Annotated in this window: 11 protein-coding genes and 1 pseudogene; 2 read left to right on the top strand and 10 right to left on the bottom strand. The window is 48.8% G+C overall.

Annotated elements, in window-relative coordinates; translation table 11 throughout:
• Positions 1–41: 41 nt before the first annotated feature.
• On the bottom strand, positions 42–329 hold the full coding sequence (locus tag K0T92_RS15510; protein WP_219873392.1) for a Dabb family protein: 288 nt from the start codon (positions 327–329) through the stop codon (positions 42–44).
• A gap of 132 nt (positions 330–461) precedes the next feature.
• Between K0T92_RS15510 and K0T92_RS15505 the strand changes: the two genes are divergently transcribed.
• Complete coding sequence (locus K0T92_RS15505; RefSeq protein ID WP_219873391.1) at positions 462–713, top strand: hypothetical protein; 252 nt, start codon at positions 462–464, stop codon at positions 711–713.
• A 44-nt stretch (positions 714–757) separates the two neighbouring features.
• Here the strand turns inward: K0T92_RS15505 and K0T92_RS15500 are convergent, their stop codons facing one another.
• From K0T92_RS15500 to K0T92_RS25080, 6 genes are all read right to left on the bottom strand, one after another.
• Positions 758–1,141 carry a cupredoxin domain-containing protein gene (locus tag K0T92_RS15500; protein WP_219873390.1) on the bottom strand — a complete coding sequence of 128 codons (384 nt, stop codon included), beginning with the start codon at positions 1,139–1,141 and terminating at the stop codon, positions 758–760.
• 128 nt (positions 1,142–1,269) lie between these two features.
• Positions 1,270–1,659, bottom strand: coding sequence for a YhjD family protein (locus K0T92_RS15495; protein WP_219873389.1), 390 nt, complete (start codon positions 1,657–1,659; stop codon positions 1,270–1,272).
• A 164-nt stretch (positions 1,660–1,823) separates the two neighbouring features.
• On the bottom strand, positions 1,824–2,219 hold the full coding sequence (locus tag K0T92_RS15490) for a phage holin family protein (RefSeq protein WP_219873388.1): 396 nt from the start codon (positions 2,217–2,219) through the stop codon (positions 1,824–1,826).
• 79 nt (positions 2,220–2,298) lie between these two features.
• The gene (locus K0T92_RS15485) at positions 2,299–3,450 is read right to left on the bottom strand and encodes a Ger(x)C family spore germination protein (RefSeq protein WP_219873387.1); all 1,152 of its coding nucleotides are present in this window, start codon (positions 3,448–3,450) and stop codon (positions 2,299–2,301) included.
• 4 nt (positions 3,451–3,454) lie between these two features.
• Positions 3,455–4,858 (bottom strand): spore germination protein, encoded by a 1,404-nt coding sequence (locus K0T92_RS15480; protein ID WP_343223718.1) that lies wholly within the window; start codon positions 4,856–4,858, stop codon positions 3,455–3,457.
• On the bottom strand, positions 4,827–5,948 hold the full coding sequence (locus tag K0T92_RS25080; protein WP_246628190.1) for an endospore germination permease: 1,122 nt from the start codon (positions 5,946–5,948) through the stop codon (positions 4,827–4,829). The genes K0T92_RS15480 and K0T92_RS25080 overlap by 32 nt, the downstream gene beginning before the upstream one ends.
• A gap of 194 nt (positions 5,949–6,142) precedes the next feature.
• Here K0T92_RS25080 and K0T92_RS15475 point away from each other — a divergent pair, with 194 nt between their 5' ends.
• Complete coding sequence (locus K0T92_RS15475) at positions 6,143–8,140, top strand: Calx-beta domain-containing protein (RefSeq protein ID WP_219873385.1); 1,998 nt, start codon at positions 6,143–6,145, stop codon at positions 8,138–8,140.
• Between the two features lie 146 nt (positions 8,141–8,286).
• On the opposite strand, the gene K0T92_RS15470 is transcribed toward K0T92_RS15475, so the two are convergent.
• The 3 genes and pseudogenes from K0T92_RS15470 to K0T92_RS15460 all read right to left on the bottom strand — a co-directional run.
• The gene (locus tag K0T92_RS15470) at positions 8,287–10,551 is read right to left on the bottom strand and encodes an alpha/beta hydrolase family protein (protein WP_219873384.1); all 2,265 of its coding nucleotides are present in this window, start codon (positions 10,549–10,551) and stop codon (positions 8,287–8,289) included.
• Positions 10,552–10,654: 103 nt separating this feature from the next.
• Positions 10,655–11,863: a metallophosphoesterase gene (locus tag K0T92_RS15465; RefSeq protein ID WP_246628189.1), complete on the bottom strand. Its 1,209-nt coding sequence runs from the start codon at positions 11,861–11,863 to the stop codon at positions 10,655–10,657.
• Between the two features lie 230 nt (positions 11,864–12,093).
• Positions 12,094–12,375 (bottom strand): annotated as a pseudogene (locus K0T92_RS15460) (pyridine nucleotide-disulfide oxidoreductase); the annotation flags it as partial.
• Between the last annotated feature and the right edge of the window lie 132 nt (positions 12,376–12,507).

Raw genomic sequence — 12,507 nt, 5'->3', positions numbered from 1 at the left:
AGTAAACATTTCATATACATCACGCATGCTGCAACCGTCCTCTAACTCTCGTAATCAACACTGAATGATGACTCACGCACTTGTGTCATATGCTCGATAACTTTCTTGTGAACCGGGTGTACTTGATATGCGGCTAACGCGTCCATGGAATCAAATTTCGTCACAAGTGCTATATCGTATGAGCGCTCCGAATGAAGAATATCGGTTCCCACCTCAAGATGTCTCAGCTCATCGATCTTGCCCTCCATATTGTTCAGCACCTGAACGGTTGCGGCAATACTCTCCGGCGTGCGATCCTTCAGCTTAAATAAAACAATGTGTGTAATCATCCAATCATTCTCTCCTTTTCCATAATGAATAATCGACGTATTGTTCCCACTCGCATGATGAACGTCCTTTTGTCACATAATAACCTAAGCAGCCGCCACTCGGCAATCTTCTTGCGAAGGGGATAGTTATCGATGCGCTACCCGGTTACGATTGTTGCTACGCTTATCGGCCTTGCTCTGTGTCTTTATAACTATACAGGCTACGATCCGCATAACTTTGTGTTCTTCATGTTCAGCGTTCCCGGCTGGTTTGTCGATTTCTTTATTGACACACATGAGGTTAACGTTATTCTGATGTATGTGCTGACCATTGCCAGCTATGCGCTGATCGGATTGTTCTGCGACTGGATGATCGCAAGGAGCAGACGGCGCAGCCATTCTTAGCATCCGAATGAAAAAGGAGCCTATTCAAGGCTCCTTCTCTCTATTTATTCAACAATCAGCACTGTTTTCATCTCAGCGTGACCTGTACCGCAAGCTACTGAGCAATGGATCTCGTAGGTTCCAGCCTCTTTGAACTCTACCTCTTGCTCCAACACGTCGCCTTGAAGATCGATATCAAGTTCAGGAATAGCCAGTCCGTGCATGCCGCTCTTGTTCACGAGCTTGAGCTTCACTTTATCGCCTTTCTTTACCTTGTATTCCTGCTTGTCGAAGGTGAAATCAGCATTCGCTTCCACTTTCAGCAGCGTTACGCCCGGTGGCAATGATGCCGCTTCATCGATCGGTTTCTCCGGAAGCTGGGTTGCCAACAAATATATACCCAGTACCGATGCTGCAGTGAAAACAAGAAACATAAGCCATTTATGCATTGCTACTTCGCTCCCTTTTTTGCCTTCATAATGTCTACCTCTTATTTTACCTAAGATCGTCCGATTTTCTCAACCTTAAACTGAGCAAAGCGATAAACTTTTTTCGTTTTATGACAAAACGATGAACGTTATTTCGACATATAGACTTTAAGAAGCCGCTCTGCTTCCGCCTTGACAAAGCTCCAAATCATGGAGAAATTGTGATAGTAGCCCCGGCAAACATATTGTGCGGTCAATCCGTCACGGCCGCTCTTCTCCTCAATAACCCGAATGCCGCTGACACGAAACTGCTTCCGGATCGAAGCAAGCTCAAGCAGCACCCTGTCCTGAAGGCCGCGCAGCATTCCCTCATATAATGTGGGCAGCTTCGTTCCCGCCGCTCCGACAATCCGGATATCATGATCAAGTATCCGCATGACGATACCAAGCAGCACATAATGCTTGACCAGCTCTAATTCCTTGCCGATTCCAACGGATCTTCCCCATTGTGCTTCCATGGATTCCACGTCCACGGCCATAGTATACCCCTCCATAACCAATCTTACTTCTATCTCTTCATACATCGAACAAACAAGAACATTTGTTCTCATTATAACGGAAGATATTCCGGGATGCAACTGCTCTGTTCAACAAAAAAGAGGGCGCCCTCTAACCCGGACGACCTCTCGCATATGACCCCGTCTCAGCTCTTCCCCTTATCCTTCAATATTTCAATGATCTGGCGAAGCCGGTCAGGCAGCGGAACTCCGATCCGCCCAAGGTTCTCCGTAATCGAAATCAGCTCATTTGCGATATAGAAATAGATAGCCGCCCCCATAGCAACCGTTTCCAATTTCAAAAGAATGTCAATCCGATGGGCGAGCAGAACAACGAGCAGTATAATCCCCTTTTTGGCCAAACCCCAGGCACCAACCACACTGCTCAAGCCTTGCTTCTCTCTCACAGCAGCTGTAACACCGGTAATATAATCGATTGCGATCACAACAAGCAGAAATGTAAGCGATTCGGGCCACATGCCGTAAGCGAATGTCAGAACCGAACCGAATACGGCTGATGCTGCGCATACCACAAATTGCATGGCGATCCCTCCTATCAATGATGCATATTACACTATATGCAAGTGATAGGAGCGGTATCCGCACATTTGCACCAGAGCATCAGTCCATAATAAAGCTGCCGGAATGCTTCAGCACGCAATGAACATCTACGCGAAGCTCGCCAGGCTGAGGATGCCAGCCGCCTTTCTCCGCAAGCTTCTTCCACTCCTTGTGATGATAGCGAAACAGCCTCTCATCCAGATTCAACAGATCAACCCCTTGCTTGACTCCAGCCGCATACACCTGCAGCACTTCTTCTTGAACCCGCTTCTCCAGTCCTGCAATAATATTATGGAATGTGATCTGCCCGTCCGTCTCAGCCAATTCTCCCTGGAGCTTCATACGTATTGTAAATATAGGCTTGCCCTGCTTAAACGATACATCCACCTTCGATTTCGACTTCACCACCATAACTGTCGCATGTTTGCCCGATTCATCCTTAATGGCCAGCAAGTGTCGGCTGAACCTGGGGTTAAACCAACGGATTCCGGTAATTAGATCGCGGTCATAATATTGTTTTTTCTTAGCCTTGAAGGCAAACAGTCCATCAATCATGCCCACTTTGATTCTGGATTCGTTCTCGTGCCACGTTTGTTCGGTCGCCAGAATGGATGGCAGCAGCGCGGTTACTGCCTTCTCCGTGAACTGTGCCACGAATTTCTGCATATTAAGCGGCTGTACAAAAGTATTGCTCTTCATCTGCTGTTGCGGGTTATAGAGCAGGCTGTGCAGCTGGGAGCGCTCCAGCACGAGACTGGCATTGAAAATATCCATCATCCTGCCTCTTGTCCCGAACATCCACGAGGTGTAGCGGGCTACCCGGACTCGGTTAAGAGCATCCAGAATTTCCGTCATGAAGTCCATCGCATGCTCGTGTACGACAACAACTTTTAGCTGCTCCAGACTGATCTCTGATTGCGCGCTCCTTAGAAGCTTTGAATAGGCATCATAAATCGTAATGCCCTCTCCTCTTCCGATCCAGTTTGGAATTTTGTCCTTTTTAGCCCCCCCTTCCGTCTTGGCAATCGTCGAAAGATCTATGAGCTGCGCGTAAAATATAAATTTCTCCTCCTGCCGGTCGATTCCGATGGCCGTTATATATTCCAGATTCTCCAGATTCGATGAATCCCAGCAGCCAGACAGCACCGGAGAAATCGTGGCGATAAGAAGCAGCAGCTTAACCTTAGCCCTTATTAGTGGCATATACTTCATCGCTTCAATCTCCTTGCTTCGCGCGAAATTTCCATGGGAGCTGCAGCAGCGCGGTTAATAGCTGGCGGGGCTTGAATGGCGCGACAGGAGCGAGATAGGGCTGGCCGAACGATTCCAGCCTGCATAGATACAGAAAGACAGAAAACAAGGAGATGAAGAACCCGAACAAACCCAGTATGGATGACACAAACAGAATATAGATACGAATAACAGTTACCGTCCCATTCAGAGATTGATTGACGAGCGTGAAGGTCGCTACAGCTGTCACCGCTGATACAACAAGCATCGTCGGCGAAGTAAGACCTGCACGTATCGCCGCATCACCCACGATCAGGCCGCCAACAACAGTAACGGTCTGTCCCACAGCCCGAGGCAGCCGAACACCCGCTTCACGGAAAAGCTCAAACATCATAATCATAATAAAAAGCTCCATCTGGGAGCCCAGCGGCAATCCCATTCTCGACATGATGACTGTCGCAAGCAATGGAAGCGGCACCTGATCACTATTAAAAGCAAGCAGTGATATCCAGAACCCGGGCAGAGCAATGGCGAGCAGAAAGCCAAGCAATCTAAGAAGCCGCTCGAAGGAGACAAAATAGTACGGCAAATGCGCATCCTCCGGCGATTTAATAAGCATCGCCAAATTGGCAGGCGCAATAAGGGCAGACGGCGAACCATCGACCAGCAGCGCGAATCGGCCGTTAAGCAAGGATTGCACGACAAAATCCGGCCGACCGACGTAATTGACTAACGGGAATAACGATAAGGAGCGGTCAGATATAATTTCTTCAAGCTCAGCCGCTGTTTGAAGCGCCTCAATATGAATCCGTTTGAGCCTGCCTCTCGCTTCATGAATAATTTCCGGACAAGCTGTATCCTTCAAATACAGCAGCTGCACCTGTGTCTGGGAGGAGGAGCCGATGATGAAGCTCTCTATCTGCAGCTTTGTCGTGCGAAGCCGTTTGCGGATAAGCGCACAATTCACATCGATCTGCTCGATAAAGCCGTCTCTGGGCCCTTTAAGAGACACCTCCATCGTAGACTCCTCCGGCGCTCTTCCCGGATTGTCGGCTGTATCGCATACATAGACACGGTTGTCCTCCTGGAGCCAAATAACAAGCCGACCGGAGAATACATGGTTGAACAGCTGCAACCCGTTCTCTCCCGGATCGAATTCAGAGACAAGCGGGTTGTTCAGTATCTCTTCCTTTTTTCCATCCGATGTTGTAAACAGCAATGTCTGCATCGACGTTCGATCGATCAGACCCGTACAATAAATGAGCGTCATCAATGAAGAATCGCCCGATTCACCACGATTGCTGCGCATTTCCGTCAGGGCCACATCTCCACAGCCGCTAACCTCCCCATCCAGCCATTCACGGGTGACTTGGAATGTGCTCTCGTTCACAGCTCTCCCCCTCCCCGCTTGAAGCTCGTCTGAATGACAGCAGCCAAATAGTGAGTATGACCAGGGTGATAACAATGATGCTGGCAATGAAGACATTCACCGCTACCGATTGGTGCAGCACCAAATGGTTCAACAGCCATAGAGTGCCAAAGACATAACTCAAGCTGATAAGCAGCAGAAGGATCAGCTTCTTGCCTGCTTTGCGCACAGGCAGCAGATCCATCATAATAATAAGCGCGAGTGAAGTGCGTACAAATGAACCTGAGAGCCACTGAAAGATAGCGAAAAAATCAACATGCTCGATATAATCGCCAACTGTAACAAGACGCCATTGGGCAAAGGCGGGGTAACGAAGCTTCGCTGCTTGTTCAGGACCAAATTCGGTAAGCGCTCCGACTGTCGGGCCAAGTGTCAACAACGCCAGAAAGAACAGGAGCAGCACCAATTGCCATCTTGCCATTCGGATTTTCATATTGTGTTGGATAAATACAATGAAAGAGAGCTCGATCAAGCCTCCCCCTGCGTATAAAGAGCCGTTCAGCAGCGAGCGGAATCCATTCTCCATAATAGGGAGCAGCAATTCGTAGTTTTTATCCGGCGTATTCACACTCATGACAAAATCGCCAAGCAGAACGACCGGAGGCAGCAGCAAGCAGGACATATAGACGACAGCCCGCAGCCCTGACCATACAGCGAATGCCACAAGTGCCATCAGCATGAGACTGATAACTACAATCGGGGTCTTGGGCAAATAAGTCCTTGATGTCCAGGCAATTGTATCTGCGAAGGTCTGAAAGCCGTGAACGTACAGCAGCAGCATGACGGGAATCAATACGATCCATGCAACTATTGGCGGCAGCCTGTGATGAAGCCAATCCGCGATGCGAGCTGGCTGGGTCCGTTTCATAATACCGTGAACAATAACAATCATCCAGGGAATCAGCACAGCCAGCGCCGGAAAAATGCACAGCCAAGCATCGCGTCTGGCAGTAACCAGCAGTGCAGGAAGGACGAACACATGATTGGCAAGCCCGACTGACAGCATCAGCATCATGCCGATCGACCAAATGCCCAACTTTTTACTATTCATCGCTTACTCCTCCGTAATGGGTCCTTTACCAAATGTTGCCCAAACGGCCCCCCGGCAATTCACAATGTTTAATAAATGTTGCTGATTCTCCCTCACGATAGAGGCCATAGCCAGAGGAAATATAATTTCATAAAAAATGATACAAAACGTATCTATTATTGTATAATATGGGCACCATTAAAAGGAGGTTTTGTATGATTTTATTAAATTGTAAATCTACTCCTGTTCAAAGTCGGTTAACTCCTCTTGTCCTTGCGTTTTTACTTGTGCTTTTCTTTCATGCGTCCTTTTTGCAGGAATCTGCTTATGCCGATGGGGGCAATAGCCCCTCCATGGTGGAGTCAGCGGGTATTCTGCAATTCTCCTCCGCCCATTATGACGTTTATGAGAACGAAAAAACGCTGGGCCTTACTATAACCCGAACGAACGGGTCAGAGGGCACGGTTTCAGTCAACTACAGCTTCAATGACGGTACCGCCGCCTATGGTTTGGATTATAGCCATTCCAGTACGAACAGAACCTTAGTGTTTGCTGATGGGGAGCTGCGCAAAACATTTGAAGTATCCATCATTCGTGATCTTAAGGACGAGGAGGATGAGTATTTCACCGTTCGGTTGACTAATGCGACAGGAGGGGCTTCTATAGGAACCATCAATAGCAGCACAATTAAAATACTCGCGAATCAAAGTACCAGCAGCGACCCTAATCGGTGCAGCTTCACAAGCGATGATATTACCATCTCGGAGGGGAAGTATGGGATCGGCATTCCCATTAAATGTTCCTTTACAACTACTAACAATAAAGCTACCATTTACACCCAGCTCGTTAAAGGGCCGGGAGTCAGTATAGATGATATCGATCCTATGGATCTTTCCCGCCCCTTTAATATTTACTCGTTCTCGCCCACTGCAATAGTATTCGTAACCATGGTTGATGATGAGGTCATAGAGGGGGATGAAACCTTCACCGTTTCCATCCTGGATCCGGCAGCGCCCGGAACAGCAATCGGTGCAATACGTACTGCAAAAGTGACGATTATTGATGATGACTTTAGTCCGGACATACAAGGTGAGCTGCAATTCAGCGCTTCCGATTACACTATAGCTGAGAACGGCAGAGTGGTTATCTTAACCATTACCCGAACTAACGGATCCCGAGGACAACTTGTCGGGTTTGACTGCTCCGTTATCCCCGGAACTGCAACTGAGGATTCGGATTACAGGTCAGTATTTACTACCTGCCTATCGCCGATGTATTTTAATAAAGGAGAAACATCGAAAAGAATATCGGTAAGAATCATTGATGATATCATCAATGAAGGTGTGGAGTATTTTACAGTGAAACTCTCCAATCCTACTAAAGGAGCAATTCTCGGAGCGCAATCAAGCGCCAGAGTATCCATTATCGATGATGACCAGAAAAATGCCCCTGTAACCAGCGTCGAATTAAACCATACAGAACTTCATACAAGAGAAGACATAGCCAAAGAGTTGAAAGCCACTGTGCTCCCCCTTCATGCACCGCAGCAATTGACATGGGAAAGCAGTTCAGGGGCGGTGATCGTATTAAATGGGGTTATCTACCCCCAGCATATTGGTAAAGCAAGAGTTACAGTGAGAACCTACGACGGAAAGACAGCCAGCTGCCTAGTCATCGTCTCCGAGAGAGGAGGGGTCGATCATTTGGAACTGGTCGAGGAACAGCTTATGGTCCAGCCGAATAAATCCGAGCCACTTTATTTATTTGCCGTATATGAGAATAACGAACGCAAGAATGTGACGAATGACCCGGAGACAGTTTATTCGAGCAGTTCTCCCTCTACTGCCACTTTCACGCACGGTGTCATTAAAGCCGGCAGTACGAATGGAACAGCAATAATTACTGCTGTCTATAAGGGCCATAAAGCAGAAGCATATGTATCGGTTACCCCAGCCAAAATAAAAAGCCTGACTCCGTCAATACGAAATGTAACCTTGCATCCAGGGAAAAAGCAAATTTATGTCCGGTTACTGGCTACCTATTACGATGGCACAACAAGGTACGTCAATGCCACAGCAAAATGGGCATCCAATAATACAAAAATCGTTACCGTAGACAAAGGTACCATTACTGTAAGCAATCATAGCGGAAGAACTGCGGTAACTGCCATTTGTGATGGGGTAGTCGTGTATATCCCTGTCTACGTCGTTTAGTTTAGCTTAACAAAGTAAAGGACCGTTATCCCTAGAAGGTGGTGATGCAGCTCATCGAGCCACATCTCGTACTAGGGGATAACGGTTCTATTCATGCGCAGAGCGTGAGGTATCACCCTATGCGCCGCCTATTGTACATCAACACATCAATCGGTTATTCCAATATCGTCAAGCATGACCTTCCCCCGGGTACCGCCAAAATAAAACGTAACCCGCGTAATCCCGGAAGGGTCAAACTTCGAATTAGCTTGCTTGAAATGTCCAAGCGGCAGCAGGAAGGTCTGGAATACCGGCTCTGTCGCCTCCTTATACTTGCCGTTCTTGACTCGCTCTTCCATCCAGGAATAAAGCGTGAAATCCGTTCGCGGCAGCGGAAGAACCGGCATAAAATGTGCCAAAGGCAGCCGCACGGACTCCCCATTGCCGCTCTCCAGCTCAATTTCTATAGCGGGCGCCGTCCATTCCGCCTCCTGTTCCTCCGCCCCCTCAAGCTCATGCTCCAGACTGGTCAGCGCAAAGGTCAAACTTGAGCTTGCGCTCGTTCGAAGAATGGAACTTCGGAGCTCAGGTATGTGAAGCGTATAACTGCCCCGATCTTCCCACTCCAGCTGCAGTCCTCTTGTTCCTTTGCTATTGCCGTCACGGTCTTCGGCCTTCTGCTCTGACCACTTCAATCCGCTCGCTTCTGCCGTTACGCCTCTGGTTCCGGTAGTTCCATTCCTATCCTCATCAAACCGGGCAATTGCTCGAAAGCTGTTATTCTCGAAACGGTTGAAATAGGTTGCCTCAGGCAGCCAAGCCAGTCCTGTCCGATAGTCGCGGAATAAGGCGGTATATTCCTTCTTGCCGTGAAGGGCCGTTTCAAGGAAGGCCGATATATAGACTTTAGCCACCTGGCGCTGCTCTTCAGGCTCCAGCATTCCTTCCCGATTAAGCAGCAGGCCTCCCGGCAAGCTATCGTCCATGGAACCCCACTCCGTATTGAACTGGCTGTGATTCGCTTCCCCAATATAGAGCGTTGCCTTGAATTTGTCCGATGAGGAAGTAAAGGATGTGCGCAAATATTGGCGCTCGCCATAGAAATTGTTCACATCGCCATCCATCGCCCCCTGCAGCGACAAATAATGGACATTCCGCAGAGCAGCGGATTGCTTATTAACGGACTTGTCTGTCGGTGCAATCGCAACGACAGCCTGAATGCGTACGGTCTTGTCGAGCCCCTGGAACGACCGGTCCCCTGTAAACCATCGATTGCGGTCAGCTGCCATAGCTACAGCCTGCCCGCCTCTGGAATGCCCGATCAAAGCGACTTGATCCAGGTTCACCCGATTGAAGAAGGGAGTGCCGCTCTGATTGTTGAATGCGGCGATCTGCTGCAAATGCTTCAGCAGCATCCAGGCCCGAACCTTCATATCATCATCGGGAATGTTCTGCCATACGGAATAATTGAGGAAGTTCTCATCCACCGATACTGCGATATAACCTCTGCTGGCCAGCATTTCACCCAAATAAGCATACCCTTCGTCAGAGAACTGCTCCATTAAGTGGTTGCCGTGCACCATCAATACAAGCGGGTAAGGCCCTTCTCCCTCCGGCATCCATACACGTCCATTAACCGGAAGCTCCTTCTGGTCGAAGCCCCAATAAAAGGCACGCAGCTTCGACCAGTTGTCAATGTATGCGGAGGCATCCACAGAGTCGCTGATCAAGCTGGCTTCGTCAGCAAACTCCGCCCGGTGCCTGTCCTCGCCGCTGCCGTAAGCAAATACCGAATACCGGTAGCTGCCCTGCTCGGCAGGATTAGCCGCTTGTATCGAATTGACCGCTTCTATAATCCGATCATCGCTAGTATCCGCGGCTGTCAGCGCTTCATTCGACAGCACTGGCCAGTACGTATAAGCCAGGACTGACGCCATAACAGCCAGTACGCATGCTGCCTTGACATTTCTGGACACTCTGCGGCTGATCAGCAGCGCGATTGTCAACCCGCTGACAATGCCATAGATCGTCAGGAATCCCGTCAATATTGCGGATAGGAGAATTCCTGTATTGGCATAATAGAACACGATAAATACAACAGATGAAACATAGATCACCCCACCAGTATAAAGTCTGGGGAGCGGAAGATAAGCAACCGCCAGCAGAAATGCAGCCATTGGCGCAATGATGGCCATTCCGATTGTTCCGAGCACGATTGCGAGAATGCTGTCGATAACAGCCCCCATGCCCGTCGGCATGCCCAGGCTCGCAATAACAAGAAGCGTACAGCTAACGAGCCATAAGCCGATCAAAGAGGTTCGCCAGAATGGCGTATCATTGCGCAATGCAGCTCTTTTTCGTGAAAGCAGCCATGATCGTATTCGAGAGGATCGTTTTGTTAGGATGGGGGTAATATTCGTTTCTGTTTCCATAGTCAACTCCCCGGATTAATAAGCGGTCTCCTAATAAATTATAAGCTGAAAGGAGGAGGAGACCAATACGAAGTTGTTGGATGCCGCCTGCTTCAAGCACGGTCTATGAGCCCTGCTGCGACACAAAGCGAATCGTAATGTCCAGAATTTCCGAACGGCTTCCGATCCGAATCGGCGGTCCCCAGCTACCGTAGCCTGAGGAAACAAAAGCATGCAGATTCCCTTTGCGAAGATACCCCCAATCAAGCTCGAAAATTCGGCGGGTAATCCAATGGTTCGGCGCCATCTGCCCACGATGGGTATGTCCATGGAGTGATAAGTCGATGCCATTATCCGCTGCTTCCTGCAGCGCTGAAGGCTGATGATCCATCAAGATAAGCGGCATGGAATGATCAAGTCCGGCCGTCAGCTCGCCAATCGGCAAACGCCCGCCAGGCAGCCTCTGGGCCGTTTTGTCCTTGCGTCCGATTATGTAGAAGCTATCCGCGATTGCAACAGATTCGTCCAGCAGCACAGCAATGCCCGCTTGTTTCATCAGCGCAACGAACTCCTCGATGTGCCCGCCAAAATACTCATGATTGCCTAGAACAGCATATGTCCCGTAACGTGATTTCAAGCCGCTTAACAGACTGCCATATTGAAGACGCTTGAACGGCTCAATATCATCATCGATAACATCGCCCGGCAGCAGGACGAGATCCGGCTCAATCGCATTCACACGATTGACAAGCAATCGCAGATAGCTTCTTCCGACAATCGTGCCGAGATGCAGATCAGAAGCTACTGCGATACGCAGCTCCTTCACGGCCCCTGCCGTTTTAGGTACCTCTATCGTATACTGGCGAGTAATCGGCTTCCATGCATTCCAGGAGCCCCTTGTCAGAATCGCAAGCAGAATAAGGATAACGGTTGAGCCTGTCGCCAGAATGATAGTCTCCATAGGTACGGCAGACAGATGCAGCACCCATGCCGCCAGATCGGCGATTGGCAGGAGCAGCACACTATACTGCAGAATAGCGAACCAGTAAGACCCCACCCACTTGAGTCCCCTTGCAATCCTGCCCTTGACTGCTCTCTCAAGCAATCTGGATACCAGATAGGACATGGCAATAATCCAGAAGCATATCCAGTACATAACGCCCGGAACACCATCAAACCAGGTTTGCAGAAACAGCTTCAAATGCCACCCCACATAATATTGCAGACCCAGTATAAGTACAACAAAAAAAACAGTACTTGCGATCATTCGAACTGCTCGCATGAATGAAACCTCACCCTTCTCTCTATATGGCGTTCTATTATCTTCCTTCATTATACTTCCTGGCTCTTCCAAGTTCTACTGGCCTCTATCCGCCCGGGGAGACGGCTCTGTTTGAAAGCTTTGATTGATTGATTGATTGATTGATTGAATGCACTCCACCACTTCGTCACCTACGCTACTACGCCACCTTCGCACCTTCACAACAAAGCATCCACACCACTTCGAACTTCGAACATGGTATTGGATGCTTTTAGGGTTGTCTATGGTAAATAATAATCAAACTACGACTTCAATACATCGTGATCGACGTAACGCTCGCCATTCAGCTCACTGATGAGATTAATCGCTACTTTAGCGCCGTCTCCGGCGGTGATAATGGTATGCATGCTGACACCAGCACAGGTGCCTGCCGCCCATACACCTTCAATATTTGTTCTACCCGCTGCATCCACTTCGAGTACCGTCTTGATGCGCGGCTCTGTTCCAGGCTTGGTGGCAGCCCCCATCGTCTCGGCAAGATCTACAAACAAGCCAGTCGCCAGAATAATATGCTTGGCTTCATACCTTCAAAACAATGCATATATATACTTTACATACTTTTTTGTTCATTAATATATCATATACGGTCAATTTTCAATCCATGTCCATACATAGAACAAAGCGGACTCTCATACACGTGTATAGATGATGTGTAT

This window comes from Paenibacillus oenotherae, assembly GCF_019443105.1.
Taxonomy (GTDB): domain Bacteria; phylum Bacillota; class Bacilli; order Paenibacillales; family Paenibacillaceae; genus Paenibacillus_Z; species Paenibacillus_Z oenotherae.
This window is presented reverse-complemented; position numbering and strand designations above follow the sequence as displayed.

Bases quoted from the DNA above. Each gene is read 5' to 3' on its own strand.
- K0T92_RS15475 (WP_219873385.1), top strand. From the start codon at position 6,143: ATGATTTTATTAAATTGTAAATCTACTCCTGTTCAAAGTCGGTTAACT.
- K0T92_RS15500 (WP_219873390.1), bottom strand. From the start codon at position 1,141: ATGCATAAATGGCTTATGTTTCTTGTTTTCACTGCAGCATCGGTACTG.
- K0T92_RS25080 (WP_246628190.1), bottom strand. From the start codon at position 5,948: ATGAATAGTAAAAAGTTGGGCATTTGGTCGATCGGCATGATGCTGATG.
- K0T92_RS15510 (WP_219873392.1), bottom strand. From the start codon at position 329: ATGATTACACACATTGTTTTATTTAAGCTGAAGGATCGCACGCCGGAG.
- K0T92_RS15490 (WP_219873388.1), bottom strand. From the start codon at position 2,219: ATGCAATTTGTGGTATGCGCAGCATCAGCCGTATTCGGTTCGGTTCTG.
- K0T92_RS15495 (WP_219873389.1), bottom strand. From the start codon at position 1,659: ATGGCCGTGGACGTGGAATCCATGGAAGCACAATGGGGAAGATCCGTT.
- K0T92_RS15485 (WP_219873387.1), bottom strand. From the start codon at position 3,450: ATGAAGTATATGCCACTAATAAGGGCTAAGGTTAAGCTGCTGCTTCTT.
- K0T92_RS15470 (WP_219873384.1), bottom strand. From the start codon at position 10,551: ATGGAAACAGAAACGAATATTACCCCCATCCTAACAAAACGATCCTCT.
- K0T92_RS15465 (WP_246628189.1), bottom strand. From the start codon at position 11,863: ATGAAGGAAGATAATAGAACGCCATATAGAGAGAAGGGTGAGGTTTCA.
- K0T92_RS15505 (WP_219873391.1), top strand. From the start codon at position 462: ATGCGCTACCCGGTTACGATTGTTGCTACGCTTATCGGCCTTGCTCTG.